General features: G+C 40.3%; 22 protein-coding genes. 8 read left to right on the plus strand and 14 right to left on the minus strand.

Annotated features, from left to right (window positions below; all coding sequences use genetic code 11):
- Positions 1–30: 30 nt before the first annotated feature.
- The 6 genes from ESA94_RS00145 to panC form a co-directional block, all read right to left on the minus strand.
- Positions 31–942, minus strand: a complete 912-nt coding sequence (locus ESA94_RS00145) for a Ppx/GppA phosphatase family protein (RefSeq protein WP_129128838.1) — start codon at positions 940–942, stop codon at positions 31–33.
- Complete coding sequence (gene ppk1, locus ESA94_RS00150; RefSeq protein ID WP_129128839.1) at positions 923–3,022, minus strand: polyphosphate kinase 1; 2,100 nt, start codon at positions 3,020–3,022, stop codon at positions 923–925. Before ppk1 ends, ESA94_RS00145 begins: the two co-directional genes overlap by 20 nt.
- Positions 3,023–3,091: 69 nt before the next feature.
- Positions 3,092–3,583 carry a D-glycero-beta-D-manno-heptose 1-phosphate adenylyltransferase gene (gene rfaE2 / locus ESA94_RS00155; RefSeq protein WP_129128840.1) on the minus strand — a complete coding sequence of 164 codons (492 nt, stop codon included), beginning with the start codon at positions 3,581–3,583 and terminating at the stop codon, positions 3,092–3,094.
- Positions 3,546–4,583: a lysylphosphatidylglycerol synthase transmembrane domain-containing protein gene (locus ESA94_RS00160; RefSeq protein ID WP_129128841.1), complete on the minus strand. Its 1,038-nt coding sequence runs from the start codon at positions 4,581–4,583 to the stop codon at positions 3,546–3,548. Before ESA94_RS00160 ends, rfaE2 begins: the two co-directional genes overlap by 38 nt.
- Before the next feature lie 15 nt (positions 4,584–4,598).
- Positions 4,599–4,943, minus strand: a complete 345-nt coding sequence (gene panD, locus ESA94_RS00165) for an aspartate 1-decarboxylase (RefSeq protein WP_129128842.1) — start codon at positions 4,941–4,943, stop codon at positions 4,599–4,601.
- A gap of 37 nt (positions 4,944–4,980) precedes the next feature.
- Positions 4,981–5,829 carry a pantoate--beta-alanine ligase gene (gene panC / locus ESA94_RS00170; RefSeq protein ID WP_129128843.1) on the minus strand — a complete coding sequence of 283 codons (849 nt, stop codon included), beginning with the start codon at positions 5,827–5,829 and terminating at the stop codon, positions 4,981–4,983.
- 107 nt (positions 5,830–5,936) lie between these two features.
- Between panC and ESA94_RS00175 the strand changes: the two genes are divergently transcribed.
- From ESA94_RS00175 to rlmB, 4 genes are all read left to right on the plus strand, one after another.
- Positions 5,937–6,755, plus strand: coding sequence for a glycogen/starch synthase (locus ESA94_RS00175; RefSeq protein WP_129128844.1), 819 nt, complete (start codon positions 5,937–5,939; stop codon positions 6,753–6,755).
- 15 nt (positions 6,756–6,770) lie between these two features.
- Positions 6,771–8,261, plus strand: coding sequence for a DUF4270 family protein (locus tag ESA94_RS00180; RefSeq protein WP_129128845.1), 1,491 nt, complete (start codon positions 6,771–6,773; stop codon positions 8,259–8,261).
- A 75-nt stretch (positions 8,262–8,336) separates the two neighbouring features.
- Complete coding sequence (metK, locus tag ESA94_RS00185; protein WP_129128846.1) at positions 8,337–9,593, plus strand: methionine adenosyltransferase; 1,257 nt, start codon at positions 8,337–8,339, stop codon at positions 9,591–9,593.
- 45 nt (positions 9,594–9,638) lie between these two features.
- Positions 9,639–10,433: a 23S rRNA (guanosine(2251)-2'-O)-methyltransferase RlmB gene (gene rlmB / locus ESA94_RS00190; protein WP_240670942.1), complete on the plus strand. Its 795-nt coding sequence runs from the start codon at positions 9,639–9,641 to the stop codon at positions 10,431–10,433.
- 4 nt (positions 10,434–10,437) lie between these two features.
- Here rlmB and ESA94_RS00195 read toward each other — a convergent pair whose 3' ends face one another.
- The 4 genes from ESA94_RS00195 to ESA94_RS00210 form a co-directional block, all read right to left on the minus strand.
- Positions 10,438–11,271, minus strand: coding sequence for an SDR family oxidoreductase (locus ESA94_RS00195; RefSeq protein ID WP_129128847.1), 834 nt, complete (start codon positions 11,269–11,271; stop codon positions 10,438–10,440).
- A 2-nt stretch (positions 11,272–11,273) separates the two neighbouring features.
- A complete protein-coding gene (locus ESA94_RS00200) occupies positions 11,274–12,272 on the minus strand; it encodes an NAD-dependent epimerase/dehydratase family protein (RefSeq protein WP_129128848.1) in 999 nt (332 codons plus the stop codon).
- A 102-nt stretch (positions 12,273–12,374) separates the two neighbouring features.
- Entirely contained in the window at positions 12,375–14,723 is a 2,349-nt protein-coding gene (locus tag ESA94_RS00205) for a TonB-dependent receptor (RefSeq protein ID WP_129128849.1), read from the minus strand.
- Between the two features lie 283 nt (positions 14,724–15,006).
- Positions 15,007–15,657 carry a porin family protein gene (locus ESA94_RS00210; RefSeq protein ID WP_129128850.1) on the minus strand — a complete coding sequence of 217 codons (651 nt, stop codon included), beginning with the start codon at positions 15,655–15,657 and terminating at the stop codon, positions 15,007–15,009.
- Positions 15,658–15,899: 242 nt separating this feature from the next.
- On the opposite strand from ESA94_RS00210, the gene ESA94_RS00215 reads away from it, so the two are divergent.
- The 3 genes from ESA94_RS00215 to ESA94_RS00225 are packed head-to-tail and all read left to right on the plus strand — an operon-like array spanning position 15,900 to position 18,760.
- Positions 15,900–16,892 carry a helix-turn-helix domain-containing protein gene (locus tag ESA94_RS00215; RefSeq protein WP_129128851.1) on the plus strand — a complete coding sequence of 331 codons (993 nt, stop codon included), beginning with the start codon at positions 15,900–15,902 and terminating at the stop codon, positions 16,890–16,892.
- A gap of 33 nt (positions 16,893–16,925) precedes the next feature.
- Positions 16,926–17,783: a hydroxymethylglutaryl-CoA lyase gene (locus tag ESA94_RS00220; RefSeq protein ID WP_129128852.1), complete on the plus strand. Its 858-nt coding sequence runs from the start codon at positions 16,926–16,928 to the stop codon at positions 17,781–17,783.
- A complete protein-coding gene (locus ESA94_RS00225; RefSeq protein WP_129128853.1) occupies positions 17,783–18,760 on the plus strand; it encodes a GSCFA domain-containing protein in 978 nt (325 codons plus the stop codon). Before ESA94_RS00220 ends, ESA94_RS00225 begins: the two co-directional genes overlap by 1 nt.
- A gap of 61 nt (positions 18,761–18,821) precedes the next feature.
- On the opposite strand, the gene ESA94_RS00230 is transcribed toward ESA94_RS00225, so the two are convergent.
- The 4 genes from ESA94_RS00230 to ESA94_RS00245 all read right to left on the minus strand — a co-directional run bounded on the left by ESA94_RS00230 (position 18,822) and on the right by ESA94_RS00245 (position 24,424).
- On the minus strand, positions 18,822–19,421 hold the full coding sequence (locus ESA94_RS00230; RefSeq protein WP_129128854.1) for an HD domain-containing protein: 600 nt from the start codon (positions 19,419–19,421) through the stop codon (positions 18,822–18,824).
- Between the two features lie 76 nt (positions 19,422–19,497).
- Positions 19,498–20,763: a hypothetical protein gene (locus ESA94_RS00235; RefSeq protein WP_129128855.1), complete on the minus strand. Its 1,266-nt coding sequence runs from the start codon at positions 20,761–20,763 to the stop codon at positions 19,498–19,500.
- A 32-nt stretch (positions 20,764–20,795) separates the two neighbouring features.
- A complete protein-coding gene (gene gyrA, locus ESA94_RS00240; RefSeq protein WP_129128856.1) occupies positions 20,796–23,402 on the minus strand; it encodes a DNA gyrase subunit A in 2,607 nt (868 codons plus the stop codon).
- Positions 23,403–23,542: 140 nt separating this feature from the next.
- The gene (locus tag ESA94_RS00245) at positions 23,543–24,424 is read right to left on the minus strand and encodes a DUF6089 family protein (protein WP_129128857.1); all 882 of its coding nucleotides are present in this window, start codon (positions 24,422–24,424) and stop codon (positions 23,543–23,545) included.
- 139 nt (positions 24,425–24,563) lie between these two features.
- Between ESA94_RS00245 and ESA94_RS00250 the strand changes: the two genes are divergently transcribed.
- Positions 24,564–25,619 (plus strand): tryptophan 2,3-dioxygenase family protein, encoded by a 1,056-nt coding sequence (locus ESA94_RS00250; protein ID WP_129128858.1) that lies wholly within the window; start codon positions 24,564–24,566, stop codon positions 25,617–25,619.
- Positions 25,620–25,745: the final 126 nt, after the last annotated feature.

Here is a 25,745-nt window from a genome sequence, read left to right on the forward strand (position 1 = left end):
ATTTTGGAATTTGGTAATTGGGGAATGAAATTACAATACAACCGTAGAAGCATGAAGTTTTTTATTCTTCACTTCCTCGTAAAGCATATGCACCAAGCCATCGGCCAAACCGATCTTTGGAACATAGATTTCTTCAATGCCTGTCCAGCGCATAACATTAACGTATATCTGCAATGCAGGAAGAATAACATCGGCACGGTCTTCACGTAATTTGTACTGTTTCATCCGTTCGGCCAAGGTGAAACTGCTGAGTTCTTTATGATAATCTCTCAACAACTCAAGCGATAAAGGCTTGCCTTCTTTTTTCTTTGAGAGCGAAAATACTTTGTTGATGTTACCACCAGAACCAATAGCAATCATATCACTCTTGCCTTTTGTGCCAAGCTTGATGTAATTTTTCATTTCATCCCAATGCTTATCGGTTACCAAACCTTTCAGCAAACGGATGGTGCCGATGTTGAACGATTCTTTAAACACCAGCTTGCCATCATCAAAAAAAGTAAGTTCAGTACTGCCGCCGCCTACATCAATGTACAGGTAGGAGTGGTCTTTTGCCAGATTTTCAGCTATGTGGTTTTCGTAAATAAACGAAGCTTCTTCATCACCACTAATGACCTTGATCTCAATGCCTGTTTCCATTTTTACTTTGCGGATAATGTCGTCGGCATTCTTTGCGTCACGCATGGCCGAAGTGGCACATGCTTTTAAGTATTGTACTTCGTAAATATTCAGCAGGTGTTTGTATGCCTTAATGGTTTCAACAACCTTGTTGATCTTGGTTTTGGAAATATCGCCGGTCTCAAACACATCAAAACCTAAACGCAGCGGCACACGAACTAAGTTTAATTTATTAAAAGAGGGAGAGCCTTTGCCGTTTTCTTCCACTTCGGAAATCAGTAATCTTGCCGCATTACTTCCAATATCAATTGCTGCCAGTTTCAACTTGTTTCAGAATTTTTTGATGGAGGAAATTGTAGATCTCCACCTGCGAACGTATTGTTTTCCCTTTCCGGTTTACATAAACATTCTGCAGTTGGTTATCCAGTATCCTCGCTTTTACATTATCTTTTAACTGGATGTTGATGCACTCTTTCAGTTCCTCTTTCAGCGCTTTGCCGGTAACTTCAACAGCAGCTTCAATTCGGTGATCGAGGTTGCGTATCATCCAGTCTGCCGAAGATAGATAAACTTTCTCTTTACCATTATTGTGAAATATCAACACCCGGCTGTGTTCGAGGTACTGATCAACAATACTTACAGCATACGGTTTTATTTTGTACTTGCTGCTTTCGGTAAGCATGCAGAAAATTCCTCTTACGATCAATTTAATTTCTACCCCGGCTCTTGCTGCTTCGTACAGTTTTTCTATCAGCTGTGTATCGCTGAGACTGTTCATTTTTAAAATGATCGAAGCAGGCAATCCTTTCTTTACATTATTGATCTCAGTATCGATATGATGCAAAAAACGCTGGCGCATTCCGGTTGGACAAACAACCAGCGTTTTACATTGGCGTAAATATTTTACCCGACTTAATACCGGATGTTCGAGGTACATGAAAATGCGATTGATGTCTGCCATTACTTTTCTATTGGCAGTAAGCAAACAATGATCGCCATACACTTTCGATGTGCCTTCGTTGAGATTGCCTGTGCTTACAAAGCCGTATTGAATGGTTTTATTTTTTATCCGCTTTTTAATTATGCAAAGTTTGGCATGCACTTTCATGTTGGGCACACCAATCAATACACGAATGCCTTCTTCTTCCAGTTTTTCTTTCCATTCAAGATTGGCTTCTTCATCAAAACGTGCACGCAACTCCAGCATAACAGTTACCGATTTTCCGTTACGGGCAGCATTAATCAATGCATTGATTATTTTGGAAGTTTCTGCAAGGCGGTAAGCGGTGATCTTGATTTCTTTTACATCCTGGTCCATTGCAGCTTCCCGCAACAGATCAATTACAGTATTAAAGGAATGATAGGGGAAGTGCAGTAACAAATCTTCCTTAATGATCTCATCTGTTACCCTGATCGTTTTCTGAAACCGTGGATGAAGAAAGGGCTTCTTGCGTTCCTGCTTTGTTGTAAATACATCGCCGGGAAAATCCATAAAGTGTCGGAAGTTGTGTATCCGTCCGCCCGGAATAATCGCATCTCTTCGTGTTAAGTTTAAACGACGAATAAGGTACTCCAACAATCCCGCATCAATTTCTTTATCATAAATAAAACGAACTGGTTTTCCTTTACGTCTGTTCTTTAATCCTTTTTCAATTTTCTGAATAAGTGTTGTACTTACATCCGCATCCATATCAATCTCCGCATCCTTTGTTACTTTAATGATGTGTGCACTGTATTCGTTAAAGCCGAGAAAGGAAAAAATCTTTGGCAAACAATGGCGGATAATATCCTCCATTAAAATAATGTGATGCTGACCGGAAGGCGAGGGGAGTTTTACAAAACGGCGTTTATACTTGGCCGGTATTTCAATAAGTGCATACTTTTTTTTATAGGCAGTACTCTTTGTACTCATGGCAACAGCGAGGTACAACGATCGTTCCCGCAGGTAAGGCACTTGCGGGTTGCTTTCAATCATCATCGGAATCACTTCCTGTCTTACTTCTTCATCAAAAAAAGTTTCAACAAATTTCTTTTGTTCCCGGCTTAATTGCTTTTCGGTAATGAGAAAGATCTTTTCTTTCTTCAGTTCCTGTTGCACCTGGTTCCAGATACGGTTAAACTCGTTCTGTTGTTGCAAAACCACTTCTTGTATCTGTTCAAGGATCTGTTGCGGATTTTTTTCGAGATGCATTTTGCCTTTTACCTTCTCTTCAAACTCCGTCATGCGTTTAAGTGTGGCTACACGCACACGAAAAAACTCATCCATGTTGTTGGAAAAAATGCCGAGAAAGCGAACACGTTCACGAAGGGGAACAGATGCGTCGTTGGCTTCCTGCAAAACCCTTGCATTAAAAGAAAGCCAGCTGATATCACGAACGATCGTCTTACGTTTTTCTGAAGCCATAACTACCGGGTATACTTACTCTAAAAGTACGCAGCATCAGTTTGTTACAACATTAAGTTTTTGCAAAACTTACAGACGCTCAATTTTTTGCAGCAGTGATGTTGTAGATAATCCTTCAACCAACGGAATAATTTCTACTTTACCTCCGTTAGCCATCACTTCTTTTGCACCTACAATCGTATCAACTGAATAATCGCCGCCTTTAACCAATACATCAGGCATAACAGATGTAATTAATTTGTGGGGAGTGTCTTCATCAAACAAAACAACAGCATCAACCATTACCAACGATGCAAGCAGCAACGCTCTGTTCTGTTCGTTGTTTACAGGACGGTTTTCGCCTTTTAACCGTTTGGTAGAAGCATCGCTGTTTAAGCCAACAATCAATATATCTGCAAACGAAGCAGCCTGCATGAGCGAATGAATGTGCCCGGCGTGTAAAATATCAAAACAGCCATTGGTAAACGCTACTGTTTTACCAAACTTGCGCCACCGCATCAATTCCTGTTGCAACTGATGTTCATTATGTATTTTCTGTTGAATGTGTTTGACTGATTTCATTGCTCTTACGATTAATGATAGGTAGAAGAATAAAGCAGATGAGGCCGCCTAACAGAATTACCAGTGTTTGTGCAATCCACAATATCCAGCCGAAGGTGAAGCCGGTGATCTGCGAAAGACCGTACAGCATTAAAATTTCCTGCACAATAAACTGGTAAGCGCCAATACCGCCTTGTGTAGCAATCATACCAACGCTGCCAAATGAAAGAATGGAGAATGCTTCTCTTGTACCAAGGTGCGATACTTCTTCCATTGCATAAAAACCAACACGGCTGCTGAAAAAATACAAACTCCAGATAAGAATGGTATGGATGATGAACAAACGACGTTGTTTGATATACCGTACACTGTTTAGCCCATGCCAGATACCTTTGATTACATTTTTAATGCGTTCAATAATACGGATATGGCTGAAGCGTTTGAGCAACCAATAGCTGATGAAAAGAAATGAAACGATGATGCCAAGGATCATTCCTGCACGCAGCCAGGAAAATTCTTTGCCATTACCATTAAATGTGTTTTGTAAAAGCGATAAGGCATAGTTGCCAACGGTATCAATCTGCAGCAAAATCGTTACTACAAATGCAGTGATCAAACATACCAGATCAATCGCTCTTTCAGCTACGATGGTGCCAACTAATTTATCGGGAGCTACTTTTTCGTAACGTGCAAGCAATGTGCATTTCAGTACTTCGCCTAAACGTGGAAAAGCAAGATTGGCGAGGTAGCCGATCATTACTGCGTTAAATACATTAAAAGTGCCGGGTTTGTAACCTAACGGCTCCATTAAAATTTTCCAGCGTAATGCACGCACATAATGACTGAGGAGTAGCATTGCAAACACAGGAATGAACAGCCAGTAGTTTGCCTGCTTCAACGATGTGCGTATCTGTTGCCAGCCTTTATCATCAATACCCCTGGCCATCCACCATACAAGAAACAAACCAAGCCCGAGAAAAAAAAGGAATTGCGCTGCGAGGATGATTCGTTTCTTCAGCATAAAAATGAATACTCGTTAGAGTTTATTTGATTCTTTTGGAAATACTACCCATGGTTTAAAGTTCTTTGCTTCTTCAAACTTCATGGTTGCGTAAGATATGATAATTACCACATCTCCAACTGCACCTTGCCGGGCGGCAGGTCCGTTAAGGCAACAAACACCACTTCCACGTTTACCTTTTATGAGATATGTTTCTAAACGATTACCGTTGTTTACGTTTACCACCTGAATTTTTTCATATTCGATCATGTTCGCTGCATCCATCAGGTCTTCGTCTAATGTAAGGCTGCCAACATAATGCAGATTGGCTTCGGTAATGGCAAGACGATGAATCTTCGACTTTAATACTTCAATTTCCATGCGGCAAAGTTATAAGGAATCTTTTTAAAGAAATTGCTTAGTGCGTTAATACCATGTTGTCGATTAAACGTACTTCGCCAAGATGTGCGGCAATTAAGGCAACTACCGGATCTGTTCCATTCCAATTATCCAGCGGTTCAAGTGTGGAAGCATTGGCGAGTTCGGTATAATCAACTATAAACCCGTTATAGGTTAGAAGTCCGGAAGCTGCTTCTTTTATGTTTTTAAGATCGCCTTGATGCAATTGCTGTTTCATTTGTTGCAAGGCCTTATATATATATGCAGCTGTTGTTCTCTGTGCATCGCTTAAACGTATGTTGCGGCTGCTCATGGCCAATCCATCTTCTTCACGAAGGGTGGGAGCAATATGTAGCCGTGTGTTACTATTTTCTTGTTTGATGAGGTGTTGAATGATCATGCACTGCTGGTAATCTTTCTGACCCATAAACAAATCATCGGCTTCCACAATTTGCAGCAACCTGTTCATTACCTGGTACACTCCCTGGAAATGACCGGGTCGGTACTTTCCCTCCAAAACTGTTTCAAGAAAACCGAGTTCAAAGTGGGGGAGATCGGTTGTACCGTTTGGGTATATTTCGGCTACCGACGGCAGAAACAGGATATCGGTGCCAAAGCCGAGCAGTTTTTCAATATCAGCGTTAATCGTAACCGGGTATTTTTTAAAATCATTTAGGTCGTTAAACTGGGTAGGATTTACAAAAATGCTGCAAATGGTTATATCGGTGTAGGATTTTGCCTGTTGCAGCAGTGAAACATGCCCTTTATGCAAGGCGCCCATGGTAGGCACAAAACCTGTTTTAAGACCTTTTTTTCTTGCGCTTCGCAAATAGGTTTGTAACTCCGAAATTGTATGAAAAATGAGCATAAAGTATTGTTTTTGCGTGCAAAACAGCCATAATCAAAGCCTTTTGCATAAAATCCACTACCTTTGCACACCTTATTTAACAGGTAACGTTTCTTTAACAATCAGTAATGGTAGCAGCAAAGAAAAGAATTTTATTCATTGCCAGTGAAATGTCTCCGTATCTGGAGGAAACAGATTTTTCGTCCATCGTAAATCAACTGGCAATTAAAGCAAATGATAGTGGTTTTGAGATCCGTTGCATAATGCCACGCTTTGGCGTAATCAACGAACGCCGTCATCGTTTACACGAGGTGGTTCGTTTGAGCGGTATTAATGTATCGGTTGATAACGACGATTATCCATTGCAGATCAAAGTAGCATCGTTGCCCAATGCACGTTTGCAGGTTTACTTCCTCGAAAACGAAGACTTCTTTAAACGCAAGTTCATTTATCATGATGAAAATGAGAAATGGTTTGATGATAACGATCTGCGTACGATTTTCTTCTGCAAAGGCGCTTTAGAAACTGTGAAGAAATTCGGCTGGCCTCCGGACATTATTCATTGCAGTGGCTGGATGACAGGTTTAATTCCAATGTACCTGCAGACAGCGTATAAGAAAGAACCTGTTTTTGGTAACAGCAAACTCATTTTTACTGTTGGTCAAAATACATTTAAAGAAAAGCTTGGTGCTAAGTTTTTAAAGCTTGCAAACATTCATGCAAGTATTAAAGACAAAGATCTTGAGCCATACAAGGATACCAACAACACAGCCATGTTCCGTGGTGGTGCTACGTATGCTGATGCGATTACTTTTGGAGCAGAGAAAGTTGATAAAAAACTGCTTGAAGAGTTTGGTAAAGTGCGTGGTAAAAAAGTGTTGCCATTTAATCCTGATGGTGATTTAACAGACTATTTACAACTATATACCGACCTTTCGGCGAAATAATATTGTCATCATTCTATGAACTTTCTCACACCGGAGATGCGCAGAAGTACTACGTTTTTAGCTGTTTCTTTTTTGTTTGTTTTTATTCTGAACGGTTGTACCAAGCTCGAGAGTACAAGATTGGGTGGCGACTTGTTGCCTGGCAGCGACAGGCTTATAACCGATACGATTGTTCTTCCTGTAATAACCCATTCGTTTCTCGATCAGGATTCCATTCTGTTAGATAAAAGTGAGCAGTATTTGCTCGGTTGGGTAAATGATCCAATGTTTGGTACAACAAGTGCATCTATTTCGATGCAGTTTCTGCCATCATCGTATCCGTTTTCTTATGCAGTGGCAAAGGACAGTCTGTTTTTAGACTCCTGCGTGCTTTCACTTTCATTTAATGGTTTGTATGGCGATACCAATGCAGTAACGAAAGTAAATGTGTATAAGCTAACCGATCCAACATTTAAATCGAACGTTTATTATCCGTTATCATTTTTACCGAATTTTTCAACAGGTGATCTGTTAGGTTCAACATCGTACACGGTTGCTGAAATACGTAACAAAAAATACAATACCCGTTATACCGACGATAGCATTTTCAATCAACTGCGTATTCGTTTAGATAACTCCTTTGGTCGTTTGTTACTCGATCAGGATAATGTAAATGGCGCTTTCCGTAACGATACCATCTTTAAAAATTTCTTTAATGGTGTAGCGATTGTACCTGATACTGCAGTTAGCGGTAATGCTATCAGCTATTTTCAGCTGAGCAATGCTAAAACAAGAATCAACTTGTATTATCGTCAGTTGAACAGAGAAGGAAAAACAGATACCACTTCTATCAGTTTTAATTACGTAGCCGACACTGTACGAAGCGCCAGCGCAAATAAAGTTTACCGTAACTATACAGGCAGCACAGTTGCTGCTTATCTTATAAATACAACGCCTTCAAGCCTTGTATATCTGCAAAGTGGTCCCGGCACAGCAGTGCGTATTTCTGTTCCCGGTTTAGATACTATCCGTAATAAAGAGTACATCATTCACCGTGCTGAGCTTGTTGCGCAACAAGTATATCAAGGACCTTTGGCCCAGGAGAATATTTTTGTTCCTCCTTATCTGCACCTGTTCAGCTATTCTTCAACAAATGCTGTTGAGCCAATTCCGTTCGATCAACCCTATTATTTTACCAATACGTATTTTCTTAATCCCCGCCAGTTAGATACATCGTTTAACATTGAAACTGCTTATACAGGAGGTAATCCGAACTATATCAGAGACAATGTAAATAACCAGATAGCAGAATATCATTTAAACATGACGAGCTATGTGCAGAACCTTGTAAACGGAAAAGCTACCCGCAGAGATTTTAAACTTTCTGCTCCATATTATCCCCGTTTCAGTAATAAGCAAATTGGCTCAACCTATCTTAACCCTCTTGCTTACGGAAGGGTTCAACTAGGTGGCGGCGCACATTCTACTCAAAAAATGTATGTGCGTATCTATTACTCTAAGCAATAATTTTTTGAATTGTTTCGCAGCTTATCTTTGCGGCTTTCCGGGATAAAACAGCGGAACATCTAAACTCATTATTTTATGCCTTATTTATTTACATCTGAATCAGTTTCTGAAGGACATCCTGATAAAGTTGCAGACCAGATCAGTGATGCATTGATTGATAACTTTCTTGCATTTGACGCCCAGTCGAAAGTGGCTTGCGAAACATTGGTTACAACCGGACAGGTTGTATTAGCCGGTGAAGTAAAATCGAAAGCATACCTGGATGTGCAGGATATTGCCCGTGGTGTAATTAAGAAGATTGGCTATACAAAGAGTGAGTATATGTTTGAAGCAAACTCATGTGGTGTGTTAAGTGCCATTCATGAGCAAAGCGCTGATATCAACCAAGGTGTTGATCGTAAAAAGAAAGAAGAACAAGGTGCAGGCGACCAGGGTATGATGTTTGGTTACGCTACCAACGAAACAGAGCATTACATGCCATTGGCACTCGATCTTGCACATAACCTGTTAATTGAATTGGCAGCTATCCGTCGTGAAAAGAATTCGAAGATGCCGTACTTACGCCCCGATGCAAAGAGCCAGGTAACTTTGGAATATGATGACAACAACCGCCCGGTTCGTATCGACGCAATTGTAATCTCTACACAGCATGATGATTTTGATGCAGAAGCTAAAATGTTGGCGAAGATCAAGGCTGATGTGATCAACATCCTGATTCCTCGCATTAAGTCGAAATACAAGAAATACGCTAAACTGTTTAACAACGATATTAAGTACCACATTAACCCAACCGGAAAGTTCGTGATTGGCGGACCACACGGTGATACAGGTTTAACCGGTCGTAAGATCATCGTTGATACTTACGGTGGTAAAGGTGCACACGGTGGTGGTGCATTCAGCGGTAAAGATCCTTCTAAAGTAGATCGTTCTGCTGCTTATGCAACTCGCCATATTGCAAAAAACTTAGTTGCGGCTGGTTTGTGCGATGAGGTACTCGTTCAGGTTTCGTATGCAATTGGTGTAGCGAAACCAACTTCTATCAACGTTAACACATACGGTACTGCAAACGTTGAATTAAGCGATGGCGAAATTGCAAAGATCGTTGAAGGCATCTTTGATATGCGTCCTTACTTTATTGAGCAACGTTTGAAATTACGTAACCCGATCTATAGCGAAACAGCTGCTTATGGTCATATGGGTCGTGTGCCTGAAGTTGTTGAAAAAAGTTTCAAAAGCCCTGATGGTAAAGTGAAAAAAGTAAAAGTGGAATTGTTTACCTGGGAAAAATTAGATTATGTATCGAAAGTGAAAAAAGCTTTCGGTTTAAAATAACCCAATAAACCATCAATGTGGTTCAACCCATAAACCGAAAGGTTTGTGGGTTTCTTTTTTCTGTTTCTTTGCAGGGTGAAACAGTTCCGTCAAAAACAACAGCGTCCGAAAAAATCTTCATTAGTAATCGGTAGAATTGCTGTGCTTGAAGCATTACAGGAGGCGAAGCAGCTCGATCGTATTTATATACAAAGTAATTTACGTGGCGATGTTGCGGATGAGATACAGAAGCTTGCATACAAACAACAGATACCAATTAACAAAGTTCCTGTTGAAAAGCTGAACAGTTTTAATGTAAACGATCATGAAGGTGTAATTGCACAGCTCTCAAAAATTCGCTACCAGGATCTGCAGCAGGTTATTGATTGGGTTGTTGACAAAGGCCAAGTACCAATGTTTGTTATTCTTGATGGCGTTACAGATGTGCGTAACATTGGCGGTATTGCACGAACAGCTTTATGCTGCGGAGCACAGGCAATTATTATTCCTGATAAGGGAGTAGGGGCATTGAATGAAGATGCGATTCTTACAAGTGCCGGTGCATTGGAACTGATTGCTGTTTGCCGTGTAAATAGTTTAATGAAAGCTGTGGATGATCTGCACCTCAATGGTATTAAAGTGCTGGCCAGCGAAATGACAGCGAAGAAAAGTATTTACGATTGTGATTTTAAGGAGCCTTGTGCTATTGTAATGGGTGGTGAAGAAAAAGGTGTTTTTCCGGGTTTAATGAAGATCTGCGATGAAACTTTCAAAATCCCCATGAAAGGAGATTTTGAAAGTTTAAATGTAGGTGTAGCAACGGCCATGATTTTGTATGAAGCAATGAAACAAAGAGGATAGTTTTTTATGCATGCTGCAATTGCTGCTGGTTTTTCATTTGTTCTTTCCGATACAGAAGCACAAGTAGTTTATTTGTTATAGCAGGTGATAATCGGTTTAAATACCATAAGAGTTTTCCCATTGCAGAAAACACAACTGCTTTTTCTTTTTGTTCAATCATTTTAATAAGGCGGATGGCAACCTGCTTTGCTGAAGCAACTTTTAAGTTTCGTTTCGGTTGTGGTATATAAATGCCGTTGCCTGCAACTACTTGTTTGTCGGGATCGTTCTCGGTAAAACCGATATAGGCTATGCCAACAGAAACGGAATGATCGCATAATTCTTTTTGTAACGATTCTGCAAAACCGGTTAACGCCATTTTACTGCTGCAATAAGCTGCATAATTGCCAAGCCCATGGATGCCTGCAACACTGCTGATAAACAACAGATGTCCTTTTGTTTTTTTTAAGTACGGCAGCGCTTCCTTTGAACAATAAACAGCACCAAGAAAATTAACTTTTACAAGCTCAGCAAAAACATCAACATTTATTTCTTCTACTGGGTTTGATTCTGCAGAAAGTCCTGCGTTGTTGATCAGTATATCAATTTTTCCAAAAGTTGTAATGCAATGTTCAATCATTTGTTTGCAGGTATGTGCATCAGAAACATCTCCACAAAACGATGTTACTTTGTAACCTTTTTCTGCAAGCAACTGTTCTTTAAATTTCAACCGTTTTTTGTTTCTCGCATTTAGTACAACACTTGCACCTGCCTGTGCAAATTCCTGTGCAAGCTGCCATCCAATTCCCATGGCAGACCCGGTAATAAGTACAACTTTATTTTGCCAGTTATAGTGCATAACTAAAACGTAGGTGATTGAATAAGATGTTCATTTTTATTCAGCCAATCGTAACATTCGGTGATGGCTGTTTCAATAGGTGTTTGCGGCATGTCTAACTCTTCGATCGTATCATTACAATCGACATACAATTTGTCGCATGCTATTTTTGCTGTTGGATAACTGAGAATTGGTTTGTTGCCCATTAATTCACTACTTAAACCACTCAAAAAGCCGGCAAGCTGAATAACCCTGTCTGATAGTTTGTATTGCGGCGGCTGTACACCAACAATGTTTGTCACCTTTTCAAAAAACTCAGAGTATGTCATGTTTTCATTTCCTGCCACGTAATATTTTCCAACACGGCCTTTTTCAATACTGTTGGCAATTGCTGTTGCAACATCCCTGACATGTACAAAATTTCTTCCGCCACCTGAATAGAATTTCAGTTTCCGTTTTGCAAGCGCAAGTATTAACTTTCCTGACGAGGGCAGCGAGTCGTAAGGCCCAATCATAAATGTTGGAAGAATTGCTAAGGCGGGCAAGCCATCCTGTCTTGCTTTTTCCAATACATATCGTAACGCTATATACTTCGAGTCAACATAATCAAGTCCGTATTTTGCACCAATAAAACTGAGTTCATATTTTTCAGGATGATCGTCGGGAGCATTTACAGAACTGCCCGAACCAATATAAATAAGCCGTTGAATGTTGAATTTCTTTACGGCTTCTACAACATTTCTTGTTCCTTCTATATTTACTTCCCTGATTTTTTTTGAACGTGATGGCCAGAACTCGGTAATGGCAGCTGCATGAATGACCACGTTGTATTCCTGAACTGCAGCTTCAACTGATTCCGGATCAAGTATATCACCAAAGTGTTTTTTAATGGGCAGGTTCTGCAATGTTTTCGTGTACGATCTAGTATGAATGAAAACACCAACAGAATAGCCACGCTCAACCAATAACCGTACAAGATTACTTCCAAGTAAACCTGTTGCACCTGTAATAAGTATTCGCATATAGTTATGATTTGGGTAAGAAAATGAAATAACATGCCTTATGCCTTTTTCAAGACAGTTGTATTGTTGTAGCCAGTTTAGTAATGAGAATGTTTACTTCGTTTAAAAATCGATCTGGTAACTTAATACCGGCACAATGCCTGATTGAGTTTTAAAAGTCCATTTGTTTGTTGTGGGATCATATCTTCTGCTGAGACCATCAACATTTTCCTGTGCAAACAGGTTTTGTATATCGAGTGCCAACTGCCAGCTGATATGCTTTTTATCTTTTCGTAAACTGATTCTTCCATCGGTTCTGAAATACGGACGTATAAATTCACTGTATGGATTTGTTTCATCCAATACAGGCTGTTTGGTACTTCCGTTTTGCACCGCTGCAAGAGGGGTGAGGGGTACACCTCCATTATAAAGCATCTTCCATCCAACCTGTAATACTTTGTTTTTTCGCATACTCCATTCTTTTGCTCCTACAAAAGAACCACTGGTACGTGAATTGAAACGGGTGTTATATGTTTTGCCATTAAGCGGTTTGAACTTCGAATCGAAAACAGAAAATGAAGCAATCATAAAAAGTCCTTTGTTGAAAAACTTTTCCAATGAAAGATCAACGCCGGTATTGCTTCCTTCGCCTTTGCTCACCAATGCCTGGCTTGCATAACCTTCCATTTCATTAAGTATCCAGAATGTGCGGTTTGCATCATTAACAACAGGCACCTGGAATAATTGCTGGTGATAGGCCTCTGCATGAAACCGCCATCTGTTACCCAATAACTGATCGTATGCAAGAATGTAATGGTGTGAGCGCATCATTTTCAAATTCATATTCGGAAATGAATTTCCCTCTTTGTAGAAATAAGAGCCCAATGGCAGCAACTTGCTGTGCAATCCATAAGAAGCAGTAATGCTGTTTTTGGGTGTAAAGCGATACTGTACCGAAAGCCGGGGATCGGTAACAAATTGTTTGTTCAATGCAAAGTACATGGTATGTACTCCCGGGTTTATAAGTAGTTTGCTTGTTGGTTTAAAGCTAAACTGTATATATGGTTGAATTAACCAGCTGTTGCCTTCGCCGTTAATTACATTTGATTTATAATTGTTGTTGCTGTAATCCCATTCGCCTTTATTAAACTTATAATCGAGCATGTTTACATATACGCCTGCTTTAAAATTTACAGTAGCATTCATTTTTAAACTGTACGAGGTAGCGAATGATATCCTGTTATTGTTATACAATTCATCGTTCACTTTTGTGGCAACCTGCTGCTTGGTTAAGGTGTCATCAACCCAGGTTAATTTTTGTCCCATAAAAGCAACCGACGTTTTAAGAAATGATTTTTTGTTGATGTTGATGGTTTGTCCAATGCCAAAAACACCCATCCAGGTACGACTGTCGTAAACTGCATAATCGTCGTATTGTTTCCATAGTGCAGTATCTTCAACAGCAAGAAACGTTTCTTTGCTGTAGCCACCCATTCCCCAGATATTTGTTTGTACTGTATTCTTTTTATTTGAGAACGCTACATTAAACGATGCATCTGTAAATTTATTCCGCTCACGTTCATCAACAAGATGCAAACCAAATGCATTGAGAATATCAAGAAACGAATACCGGTAGTTAAAGAGGTAAGAACTTCTTCCTTTTTGAATGGGTCCTTCCGTTGCAAATTCTAAACCGATCATACCTGCTTTAAATGTGTGTTCGGCTTTTTGCTGATTTCCTTTGCGAAAGTGCACATCAAATGCACCACTTAGCACATCGCCATATTCAGCTGCAAGGGCTCCTGTATAGAAATCAGAATTATCCAAAACACTTAAACTGAAAATAGTAATGCCACCACCGCTGCTGCCTCTGCGAGCAAAGTGATTAGGATTAGGTATGTCAAGTCCTTCAACACGCCAGTTCATACCAACAGGATTATTTCCGCGAATGATGATATCGTTACGGCTGTCTCTGCTGGGCTGCACGCCCGGAAAGCCCATCGCCATTCGGCCCGGATCGTTAGCACTTGCCGGAAAACGCTGCGCTTCTTCCGGGTTAAAAGATCTACCACTTGCAAGTGCGTGTTTATTTACAGGTAGTTTCGGGTTTCGGATACCGGTAATGTTTATCGTACCAAGGCTTTTCTTTTCTTCAACAAGTGTTATCAGTAATTCCGACTCTTTAGCTGCATTAAGAATAAAATGGTCGGAAAAGTAAGTTTGATAACCAACAAAGCTTACCTGCACACGCTGACGTCCTACAGGAATATTTCTGAGAATGAAGTTTCCGGCAGAGTCGGAAATAGTGGTAAACTTACCTTCTGCAATACTTACTGTAGCACCTTTAACAGGCGATTGTGACTCAACATCCACTATACGGCCACGAATTGTTTGCACAGGAGTTTGTTGTTGAGCTTTTGCTTCTGCCTCGCAGTATAAAAAAGAAAGCAGGAAGAAATGTAGTATGCGCATGGTTGTTCGATTTTGGTTGTGATTATTGAATAACTCTGTCTAATAAAATACTTCAAGAAAAAGAATAAAGGAAGTGTTGATATTACTTTTTCGCTTTGTAAGTTTTTGGATTAGTGAAACTGCCCGTTTCCATAAGCTGCTGCTTTTTTTTTGATTTTTGGAAACCGGGGGAGTTATTGGCTCCCCGGTTTCTTTACGGCGTATTTCTTCCAGAATGTATTTGTAATCGCCTTTGTTTGGATTAAAATTGTGCTCCATTAATGTGGGGTTATTTGTAAAATGATTACTTGCCGCCAATCATAAAGCCAAGTCTTACTCCGTAATAACTCATTTGAGCTGTTCCGTCGTCTTTGTTGCCTCCTGGATTAAGGTTGCGTAATCCCCAATTGTAGCTGGCTCCAAGAAAAAGTCCAGATTTAAAGCGATAGCCTGCTAATGTATTAATTCCAAAGTCTAATCCTCTCATGTCGTCGTTTTCTTCATCGTTACCAATATTAATCTTCTCCTTGTCTTCCTGACCGTCGAATTTGTAAATTGACTTTCCAGACATCGCAAACGAAACTGATGGACCGGCACCAACGAAAAATGTTCCACTTTTCGTTCTCGCATTGAAGAGAACATTCATTGGAATTTCAATGTAATTAATCCTGATTTTTGATTCCTCAGTTATTCCGGCATACTCTTCAGAAGTTTTGCCTCCCTTTTGTAAAAAGGACAAACCCGGTTGTAAGCTTATTCTTTTGCCGATAGGAAGGTCTACAACAAAACCAGCTTGTAAAGCAAATAAATCATCTGTAGTAAAGCTTATGTTGTCTGATTTAGCTGAAATTTTGCTCATTGCCATGCCGGCATGGAAGCCGAATGAAGAGTTCTGTGCGTTTAATAATCCTGCAAACAGAAACAGAGCTGCTGTAAGTGCGAAAATCTTTTTCATTGTTTTAGGTTTAAATTGTTAGTGAATGTGCCAATTGACAAATCAAACCTACTTCTGCCAGAAGCCGATTCATAATTGATCCTTGCTGTGCGTTCGCTCAACTTTGTACACTACCACAAAGCGGGGCATACGCTCCTATGCAGCTATTGTTACTTGCAAAAAATGTCGTTATCTTACTAATGGTTATTAAGTTCTGCAAAAGGAAAGAGGCTGCTTTGCAGAAAATCCCAAAACTTACACATATGGACACAAACCACCCCCAGGTACTGTTATTTCAGTATATAAAGACCTCCTTGCCCGGTCATGTTTCACTGGTTGATCAAGTGGCCGATCTGCTTAATATCAGTAACGATAGTGCTTACAGGCGTATAAGAGGAGAGAAGGAAATCTCCCTGTCAGAATTAAAGATGCTCAGCGATCATTTTAAAATTTCACTGGACCAGGTATTGCAGTTAAAAAATGAGCTGGTGGTTTTTCGTGCACCGGAGATAAATTCCGAACGGGTTTCACTGGCAGATTACTTAAGAGGGATGCTGGAGTATATGAAGTACTTTAATACGTTTGAAAAGAAACGCATGCTGTACTTCTGTAAAGACATTACCTTTTTTCATTTTTATTTATATCCGGAAATTGCTTCGTTTAAAACATTTTTCTGGAGTAAAACGATCAAGGATCTGCCTGAGTATAAAGGCAAGCTTTATTCTCTTGAAGAGTATCCGCATACAGATTGTTTTGAATTGGGGCAACAGATTATTCGGGAGTACAACAAAATCCCATCGCTGGAACTATGGAATGCAGAAAGCATCAACAGCACACTCAGCCAGATAAAGTATTATAAAGAAGGCGGTTATTTTAAAAACCCCGACGACCTGGATATTATTCTCGATTCGTTTCAGCTTTGTCTCGATCATATTGAACTGGAAGTAGAGAAAGGAATAAAGTTTATGCCCGGCGATTCGGAAATTGTTTACCGTGCACCTTTACAGTTCTACATTAATGAAGTAATAATCGGCAGTAACAACATACTTGTGGAACTTGATGATGAAAAGCTCTCGTTTGTAACTTATAATGTACTCAGTTATCTTATTACCAAGGATCCCCGCTTCAACGAAAAATCATTCGGCAACTTCTTTACGCTGGTGAGCAGGTCATCGCAAATAAGTGCAACAGGAGAAAAAGAGCGCAATCGGTTTTTTAATACGATGCGTGAAAAGGTGGCGGCCCTTAAAAATTAATACGGCTCTCTTCGCTTAATTTTGCAGGCAACTATGGTACAACAACCCATCAGGCTTGTCGAATGCCCACGTGATGCTATGCAGGGGTGGAAACACTTGATTCCTACCCAAAAGAAAGTAGCTTATATCAATGCTTTATTGAAAGTAGGATTCGATACAATCGATTTCGGCAGTTTTGTATCACCCAAAGCTATTCCTCAAATGGCGGACACAAGACAGGTGCTCGCAGGACTTGATATGGCCGGTTCTAAATCGAAACTTCTCAGTATTGTAGCAAACGAACGTGGAGCAGAAGAAGCTGTTGGTTGTGATGCAATCAGCTACCTCGGATTTCCCTTATCTGTTTCAGAAACATTTCAGCAACGAAACACCAACAGTTCAATTGCAGAATCGCTAAAAAGGGTAGAAGCAATACAGGAGCTTTGCATTAATAACAGCAAGCAACTTGTTGTATATCTCTCAATGGGTTTTGGTAATCCGTATGGCGATGCATGGTCGGAAGATATTGTTTTTGAAAAAGCCAATGAACTTGCAGAAATGGGAATAACGATTATTTCGCTTGCAGATACCGTTGGTTTAGCTACAGCCGGGCAAGTTGAACAAATGACCGGCTACCTGGTAAAACAAATGACCAACGTTGAAATTGGTGTTCATTTACATTCCACCATCAGTAATTGGAAAGAAAAGCTACAGGCTGCCTATACAGCCGGTTGTCGCAGGTTCGATTCTGCGCTTTTGGGAATTGGCGGCTGCCCAATGGCAAACGATGAATTGGTGGGAAATATGGATACAGCCAAACTGCTCGACTTTTTTGAAGGAAAAGAGCCTTTACAAATTAATGCGGAAGCCCTGCAGCTAAGCCTGTACTTAGCGGCTGAAATATTTAACTGATGAACTTTTTTGCACATATTGACCTGAAGCCATTGCCGATGCCCATAACGCATCAACATAAGCTTTTACTCATTGGAAGTTGTTTTACAGAACATATAGGAAATAATCTTAGTGATTTGAAATTTAATATATTACAAAATCCAAATGGTATTTTGTTTGAAACTGAAAGCGTGGCCCGCAGTTTGGTTTCGTATATTCAAAACAAACAATATACAGCAGCAGATTTGTTTCAATATAATGAGCTTTGGCAGAGTTGGAACCATCATAGTCGTTTTTCAAATCCATCGCAGGAAGCTGCCTTAGCCGGCATTAACCAGTCGCAAACCCGGGCGCACTCGTTTTTAAAGGATGCAGACTGGTTGATCATAACCTTGGGTTCTTCCTTTGTTTACAAGTTAAACGATGAAGCACGTTTTGTTGCGAACTGCCATAAAGCACCAGCTCAATGGTTTACAAAGCATCTGTTGCCAATTGATGAGCAGATTGCTTTGCTTGATAATACGATTCATCAATTATTTCATTTTAACCCGAAGTTGAAGATCATTTTTACCATCAGCCCGGTAAGGCATTTAAGGGATGGTGTTGTTGAGAATAACCGCAGCAAAGCCCGTTTGCTTGAAACGGTTCATCACCTGGTAAACAAGTTCGACAGGTTGTTTTATTTCCCGGCTTATGAATTAGTAATTGATGTGTTGCGGGATTATCGTTTTTACGATATAGACTTGGCGCATCCGAATTATGCCGCTACACAGTTTGTTATGGATAAGTTCAGTGAGTGTGCTTTTACAGATGCTACAAAGAGTTTAATTAAAGACATTAAACAAGTTGTAACGGCTAAAAATCATAAAGCATTTCATCCCGATTCGAAACAACACGAGCAGTTTCTGCGACAACATTATGAGAAAACCTTGAAGCTGCTCCAAGAGCATCCACACCTGGATTTGCAAAATGAGCTAAAGTACTTTAAGCCTGGTTAGTAATAGATTAGAAAATTATTTTCTTATAATTAATATTATGTTAAACAGGTAAAAGACAAATTTAAATCGTTATTTGCTGCTTCTCGATGATGAATGGAATTAGGTTGTCGAGTTCAAGGTCTGCCCTGTTTAATGCATCGGCTATTTCATTTCTGTTAACGTTAGCGGCAAAGCTTTTTTCTTTCAAACGTTTCTTAACACCTTTCAGTTCCATGCCGGAATATCCTTCAGGTCGCATTAAACTGTAAGCATGAACCAGGCCGCTAAGCTCGTCAAATGCATACAGCATTTGATCCATTCGTGTAACCGGCTCCACACCAAAATGATTTGGTCCATGACTGGCAATTGCTCTTATAATCTCAGGATCAATATTTCTGCTTTCAAGTTCTTCTATGATCTTTCGACAATGTTGCTCCGGCCATTGGTCCCAGTCTGCGTCGTGCAGTAAACCTGCCATTTCCCAACGCCACTGATCAGTTTCGTTCAGACCTTCCTTTTCGGCGGCCCAGCTTTTCATCAAGTAAGCTACCTGGTGCATATGTAGTTTCAGCCGGTCGTTTTTAACCCATTCGTTCAACAATGTATTAGCTTGTTCCTTACTTAATACATTTCCGGTATTCAAAGGATCTCCAAAGCTGGTTCGGTTCAATTGCAGCGACATCGTATTTGATTTTCGTACTTAAATGTAATAAAAAAGGCTGCTCAAACGAACAGCCTTTTTTATTGATAATCAGTTATTATTGATTTAATGCCTGATATTTTGTGTCATATTCTTTTTCCTTGTCTTTGTTGCCAAGGAAACGATGTGCTTCGGTTAAAAGATATACAGTTGATTTGTATTCGTTCTTTGTACGTCTGTCTTTTAACTGATCTGCAGTCATAGCGCTGTAGATATTGTAAGCATTATCAAGATTAGGAATTGATTCTTTCATGCGATCATCCATTTTCTTCTTCATGTCGTTTTTCTTCTGCGTATCAGCCGGTGTAGTTCCTTTAATTTTCTTGATTTCATCCTGAATAGCTGCAGCTTCGTTATAATAGATTTTACCCATTAACAAATGTGCGTCTGGTTGTTTTGCATCCAATTCAACACAGTTTTTGAGGATTGAAATCATTTTATCGAAATAAACAGGACGTTGCTCCGGAGTTGCCTTCAGATCCATATAGATCCAGTTGAAGATTTCGGCAGCATAATCATACCGTACTTCGTAGTCTTTAGGATCATAATTGGCAATGGTCTCATATTTCTTGAAAACTTCAATCGGGTCAGCTCCGTTTTTTCGCATTTTGTCCAGCTCTACTTTATCGTAATAAGAGTCTTTTGGATAAAGCTGGCGACCGATATCAGCATATTTTTTAGCGTTATCAGCATCTTTCTTTTGTTCAAAATAATATGCGAGGTAACGGTAAACTACATCAAATCCTTCTCCGCCAATCTTTGCATCAGCAATTTTCTGGAAGAAATAAACAACCTCTTCTTTGTTTTCAAGTTGCATTGCAGCTGCACCTGCGTAATAGTACAGGATTGTATCAACTTCGCTGAGGGCCCATTTGTTTTTGAAAATGAAACGTCCAACTTTATCAGCCTTCTTATAGTTATCCAATGCTCCCTGGTAGTTGCCGGTGTTGTATAAACTATTTGCTTCTTTTTGTAATTCCAGGTAGTTTTCGAAAACCGGGTAGCTTTTCGTCATCATACCAATTTCAGTTTGCTTGCTATCCAGCTCCATTGCTTTTTGGTAAGCTTCAAACGACTGCATCCATGCATCGGGAACTGTTGCTTTGAGATTGGCATCTTTTGCTATCTGGCCATAAACCATTCCTTTGTAATACCAGGCTTCCCAGTTCTTTTGCTCTTTCTCGGTAGCCAGGGCTAAGTCAACAGCTTCTTTTGCTTTTGCCCAGTCTTTTTTGTCGTAGGCGCTGCGGATCTTCTTAACATCCTGAGCCGAAATACTCAATGCAAACGTTACAGCAAGCGCTGCGAAAAGAAATTTTTTCATTTTCTTTTTTATTTTGATAATTATTGTTTTGTCTATTGATTGTCAGTTTGTTCAGTGTTTGCTTGTTCGTCGGTTGGCGTTATGTTTTCGTTAGATGATTCAGTGGTGGTATCCGTTGCATCGGCATTTTCAACATCAGTTACTTCTTCGTCTTCACTATCATCTAATCGTGTAATTGCTGCAATTTCATCGCCATCATCAACACGAATCAGTTTTACACCCTGCGTTGCACGTCCTTGTTCGCTGATCTGTGCCACCTTCATCCGGATGGTAATTCCGCTCTTACAACTGATCATCAGGTCTTCTTTTTCGGTTACTTCAAGCATACCTACTAACGGACCTGTTTTATCGGTAACATTGATGGTTTTAACACCTTTACCGCCTCTATTGGTAATACGATACTCATCAACTGCCGTACGCTTACCATAGCCTTTTTCGCTTACCACCAATACCGTTCTGGTAGAGTCTTCCCTGTTTACACAAATCATACCAACCACTTCGTCGCTTTCATCATCCACTTCAATACCTGCAACACCAATTGCACCCCGACCTGTTGGTCTTACTTTTTCTTCAGGGAAACGGATGGCCCGTCCGCTCTTCACCGCCATCATAATTTCGCTGTTACCATCGGTCATCTTTGCTTCCAGTAACTGGTCGCCTTCTACGATGGTAATAGCATTAACACCGGTTGCACGGCGTCTGCTAAAATCTTCTAAAAGTGTTTTCTTAATAATTCCTTTTCTTGTACACAGTACAATGTAGTGATTCTTCACAAATTCCTCATCGTCAAGATTAGCTACATCTATGATTGCTCTCACCTTATCATCCGGCGGTAATTGCATCAGGTTTTGTATAGCACGCCCCTTACTAGTTTTATCACCTTCAGGAATTTCGTACGATTTCAGCCAGTAGCATCTTCCTTTTTCAGTAAAGAAAAGTAATGTGTGATGGGTAGATGCAACAAAGAGGTGTTCTACATAATCTTCTTCTCTTGTTTTACTGCCGATTGCTCCCCTGCCGCCACGTTTCTGCTGACGGTATTCTGTAGCCGAAGTACGTTTAATATAACCGTGGTGTGAGATGGTGATAACCACATCTTCTTCTTTGATCAAATCTTCGATACGAACTTCGTTATCGAGGTAAGTGATCTCTGTTTTACGTTCATCTCCAAACTTATCTTTTACCTCCAGCAGTTCGGTCTTAATCAAATCGAAACGCATGCCTTCGTTCGACAGCAGTTCGTTCAGGTGGGCAATGAGTTTCATCAATTCATCATATTCCATCTTGATCTTATCACGCTCCATGCCTGTTAAACGCTGAAGTCGTAATTCAAGAATTGCTTTTGCCTGTATTTCATCAAGTCCCCATCCTGCATTGATAAGGTTATCTTTTGCAATATCGGGAGTAGCAGAACTGCGGATGAGTGCAATTACTTCATCGAGATGATCTAATGCAATCAAATAGCCTTGCAGGATATGCGCACGCTCCTGCGCTTTTCGTAATTCGTATTTGGTACGGCGCACAACCACTTCGTGACGGAACTCCACAAACTCTGAAATCATGTCTTTCAGGTTGAGCGTTTTCGGACGTCCTTTTACAAGTGCCACGTTGTTGATGCCGTAAGAAGTTTGCAGCTCGGTATATTTGAACAACTGGTTAATGATAACGTTTGCTACTGCATCACGTTTCAGATCAACCACAATACGTGTTCCTTCCTTCTGGTTACTTTCGTTGTTTACATGAACAATGCCTTCAATTACTTTATCGTTTACAAGCTGGCCGATCTTATCGGTCAAGGCATCACGGTTTACCTGGTAAGGAACTTCGGTAATGATGATCTGTTCACGACCACTGGTTTTTGTTTCAACCGATAATTTACCACGCAATACAACACGGCCACGACCGGTGTGATAACCGGCTTTAATGCCTTCCATGCCAAAAATGGTTCCTGCAGTTGGAAAATCAGGAGCTTTAACGTAGTGCATCAATTCTTCAATGCTGATATCACGCTTATCGATGTACGCAACGCAACCATCAATAACTTCACTGAGGTTATGCGGCATCATGTTGGTAGCCATACCTACAGCAATACCACTTGAGCCATTTACAAGCAATTGCGGAATACGAGAAGGAAGCACAGATGGTTCTGTTTCCGAATCGTCGAAGTTATTATTGAAGTCGACTGTTTCTTTGTCGATATCGTTAAGCATACTTTCGGTAAGGCGCTCCATACGTACCTCTGTGTAACGCATTGCCGCCGGACCATCACCATCCTGGTTACCAAAGTTACCCTGGCCATCAACCAATGTGTAACGCATGCTCCATTCCTGGGCCATACGCACCATGGCATCATATACCGAGCTGTCGCCATGCGGGTGATATTTACCCAGCACTTCACCAACTACCCTGGCACTTTTTTTATAGGCTTTGTTGTATTGAAGCCCTAATTCGTTCATGGCAAATAAAATGCGGCGATGAACAGGTTTTAAACCGTCTCTTACATCGGGAAGTGCACGGCCAACAATTACCGACATCGAATAATCGATGTAGGCTGTTTTCATTTGCTCTTCAATATTAACCGGAATAATGCGGCCATTGCGATCCTGGCCGTTTTCCATTGTATTTTCTGTTTGATCCATAGTAAAAAATAAAGCGGTCAAAGATACCGAAAAGCGAGGGCAATACGCACTTCAACAAGCGTTTATTTACACTGTTTTTCAACAAATTAACGGCCTATGTGGAAAAGAAAAGCCGGAGGATTTCCGGCTTCAAAAAATTACTAAAAAACATTGATCGGGCAGCCCAGTGAAGACCGCTTTCTTCCTCCTCTTCCTCCTCCTGAGTTACTTCGGTCGCCACCTGTAATTCTATAGCTGAGCGTAACACCTAAAAAGTAATAATTATCGTCGTATTGACTGCCACCTCTTACTTGTAAATTGGGTGGATAAGGATCGTTACTGTGCGTAGGCAGCTCCGGTGTACGGTACGACATCTCAACAGCTTTTGCACCACGATTCGCAAATAACACAGTCGGATCAACGTAGGTTTTGCTTACATCATCCATGTAATCCGTAAAGGTTTTGCGATAACCTATTTCTACACCCACATCAAGCCTATCGGTTAGAACCATGCGTACGCCAAAGCCAACCGGAACGGCAAATTGTGTTAAGCTGTAAGGCTTCCTGTCGGGGTAGCCGGGCAAACCCTGTCCTTCTGTAGACAATGGTTTAAGGAAAACTTTATTACCTGTTTGATCGTATGCGTAAGGATTATAATAAAATCCTGCCAATGCTCCGAAAACATAGGGAGAGAATGCACCTCTGTCCATACCAAGAAAATGATATTCTGCCCCGGCATGAAGCTCATAAATATTTGTACTGAAACTGAGATTTCGCAATTGATTAAATGGATTGGTTTGAAAACGATCTTCGGCTCTTACGTTTGCAAAATGCAATCCACCACGCAACATGATGTAGGGATTAATATCGTAACTGGCCCACAAACCAAGTGCATAACGTGCCTGCTGAAATGTTAATGGCTTTGCCTGCAGATCGCCATTGTAATTGGCCATACCGCCAAACAGATTTAAGCGAAGATCCTGTGCTGTTGAAAAAAGAAAAGACGAAGCGGTAAAAATGAGTGTCAGCAGTTTCTTTTGCATAGTATATAATTGTGCAAAAATAAAGCCAGTTTTAATTCAAATGTTGTTTTCCAAACATAGAAAAAATCATAGAACATCAAATTAAACAAATGCTTTGAATGAGGGATTTTAGTTAATCTTGCGGCCGTAAACGAAGCATATGAAAAATGATAACGGACAGTACTACCCCTCTTATTTGCAATTAGAAAAAATTCTCGACAGTCAGCACCCTTTAAGTTTTGAAGAAGGGCAAGCTCCTGCTCATGATGAAATGTTATTCATCATCATCCACCAGGCTTATGAACTGTGGTTTAAACAAATCTTATTTGAACTGGATTTTGTAAAAAAAGTATTCAGCAAAGAAAAAGTGGATGATAACAGCGAAGACCTGAACCTTTGCCGCCACCGTTTAAAGCGTGTTACAAGCATTCTTGCATTGCTCAATCAACAGGTAACGGTTCTGGATACAATGACGCCGATGGATTTCCTGGAGTTTCGTAACCTCCTCACTCCTGCTTCGGGTTTTCAAAGCAAACAGTTCCGCTTAATAGAAGCAACACTTGGGTTGAAAATGGAAAAGCGTCATCAGCATGATTATTACAAACGCACCAACGAAGGTGGTTTTGCACCGAATGATTTTAATGAAATCAATTCAATTGAAGCTTCCAGAACCATTCTGCAGCTCATCAATCAATGGCTGGAACGTATGCCGTTCTTTGATGAAAAATTCTGGAAAGGTTATGCAGCACAATATGCATCAACAGAACTTCATCCGTTCTGGAACGATTACCGGGCCATTTATGCCAACAGTTTAACGGAACGTGAACAACATAAGCTGGTTGATTTTGATACGCAGTTCATCCAGGAAAAGCAAGCAGATGGTTCTTTCAGCGATGCAGCTATGCGTACTGCATTGTTCATTATGCTGTACAGAGATTTTCCTGTGTTTCAAACTTCATTTCAGATTCTTGATACATTAATTGAAATTGATCATTGGCTGGCAGGCTGGCGACATAAACATTATGTGATGGTGCGTCGTATGATTGGTATGCGTGTGGGCACAGGTAATACAAGTGGCGCCGGTTATTTAGAAGGTGCCGTGCAACAGCATTATATCTTTAAAGACCTGGCAGCACTTTCAACTTATTTGATTGAACGGAGAAAGTTGCCGAAGCTTCCTGAAGAGTTGATCAAGGCGTTGGGATTTATTAGCTAAGAGATTGAAGAAAGAAAAAAAGATGTAAGAGATAATATAGATGTGGTAAAAGAATCATTGCTTTATTTCAATAAAAAAGAGGGAATACATATTTGTAATCCCTCTTTTATTTTTCTCCTTCTTTAT

It is taken from the genome of Lacibacter luteus (genome assembly GCF_004118265.1).
Taxonomy (GTDB): Bacteria; Bacteroidota; Bacteroidia; order Chitinophagales; family Chitinophagaceae; genus Lacibacter; species Lacibacter luteus.

What these genes read in the sequence shown, in the direction of transcription:
- ESA94_RS00215 (WP_129128851.1), top strand. Translation starts at nt 15,900, where the DNA reads ATGGACACAAACCACCCCCAGGTACTGTTATTTCAGTATATAAAGACC.
- metK (WP_129128846.1), top strand. Translation starts at nt 8,337, where the DNA reads ATGCCTTATTTATTTACATCTGAATCAGTTTCTGAAGGACATCCTGAT.
- ppk1 (WP_129128839.1), bottom strand. Translation starts at nt 3,022, where the DNA reads ATGGCTTCAGAAAAACGTAAGACGATCGTTCGTGATATCAGCTGGCTT.
- panD (WP_129128842.1), bottom strand. Translation starts at nt 4,943, where the DNA reads ATGGAAATTGAAGTATTAAAGTCGAAGATTCATCGTCTTGCCATTACC.
- ESA94_RS00245 (WP_129128857.1), bottom strand. Translation starts at nt 24,424, where the DNA reads ATGCAAAAGAAACTGCTGACACTCATTTTTACCGCTTCGTCTTTTCTT.
- ESA94_RS00205 (WP_129128849.1), bottom strand. Translation starts at nt 14,723, where the DNA reads ATGCGCATACTACATTTCTTCCTGCTTTCTTTTTTATACTGCGAGGCA.
- ESA94_RS00230 (WP_129128854.1), bottom strand. Translation starts at nt 19,421, where the DNA reads ATGTCGCTGCAATTGAACCGAACCAGCTTTGGAGATCCTTTGAATACC.
- ESA94_RS00225 (WP_129128853.1), top strand. Translation starts at nt 17,783, where the DNA reads ATGAACTTTTTTGCACATATTGACCTGAAGCCATTGCCGATGCCCATA.
- ESA94_RS00235 (WP_129128855.1), bottom strand. Translation starts at nt 20,763, where the DNA reads ATGAAAAAATTTCTTTTCGCAGCGCTTGCTGTAACGTTTGCATTGAGT.
- ESA94_RS00180 (WP_129128845.1), top strand. Translation starts at nt 6,771, where the DNA reads ATGAACTTTCTCACACCGGAGATGCGCAGAAGTACTACGTTTTTAGCT.
- ESA94_RS00200 (WP_129128848.1), bottom strand. Translation starts at nt 12,272, where the DNA reads ATGCGAATACTTATTACAGGTGCAACAGGTTTACTTGGAAGTAATCTT.
- ESA94_RS00250 (WP_129128858.1), top strand. Translation starts at nt 24,564, where the DNA reads ATGAAAAATGATAACGGACAGTACTACCCCTCTTATTTGCAATTAGAA.
- ESA94_RS00175 (WP_129128844.1), top strand. Translation starts at nt 5,937, where the DNA reads ATGGTAGCAGCAAAGAAAAGAATTTTATTCATTGCCAGTGAAATGTCT.
- ESA94_RS00160 (WP_129128841.1), bottom strand. Translation starts at nt 4,583, where the DNA reads ATGCTGAAGAAACGAATCATCCTCGCAGCGCAATTCCTTTTTTTTCTC.
- gyrA (WP_129128856.1), bottom strand. Translation starts at nt 23,402, where the DNA reads ATGGATCAAACAGAAAATACAATGGAAAACGGCCAGGATCGCAATGGC.
- ESA94_RS00210 (WP_129128850.1), bottom strand. Translation starts at nt 15,657, where the DNA reads ATGAAAAAGATTTTCGCACTTACAGCAGCTCTGTTTCTGTTTGCAGGA.
- rfaE2 (WP_129128840.1), bottom strand. Translation starts at nt 3,583, where the DNA reads ATGAAATCAGTCAAACACATTCAACAGAAAATACATAATGAACATCAG.
- ESA94_RS00195 (WP_129128847.1), bottom strand. Translation starts at nt 11,271, where the DNA reads ATGCACTATAACTGGCAAAATAAAGTTGTACTTATTACCGGGTCTGCC.
- panC (WP_129128843.1), bottom strand. Translation starts at nt 5,829, where the DNA reads ATGCTCATTTTTCATACAATTTCGGAGTTACAAACCTATTTGCGAAGC.
- ESA94_RS00220 (WP_129128852.1), top strand. Translation starts at nt 16,926, where the DNA reads ATGGTACAACAACCCATCAGGCTTGTCGAATGCCCACGTGATGCTATG.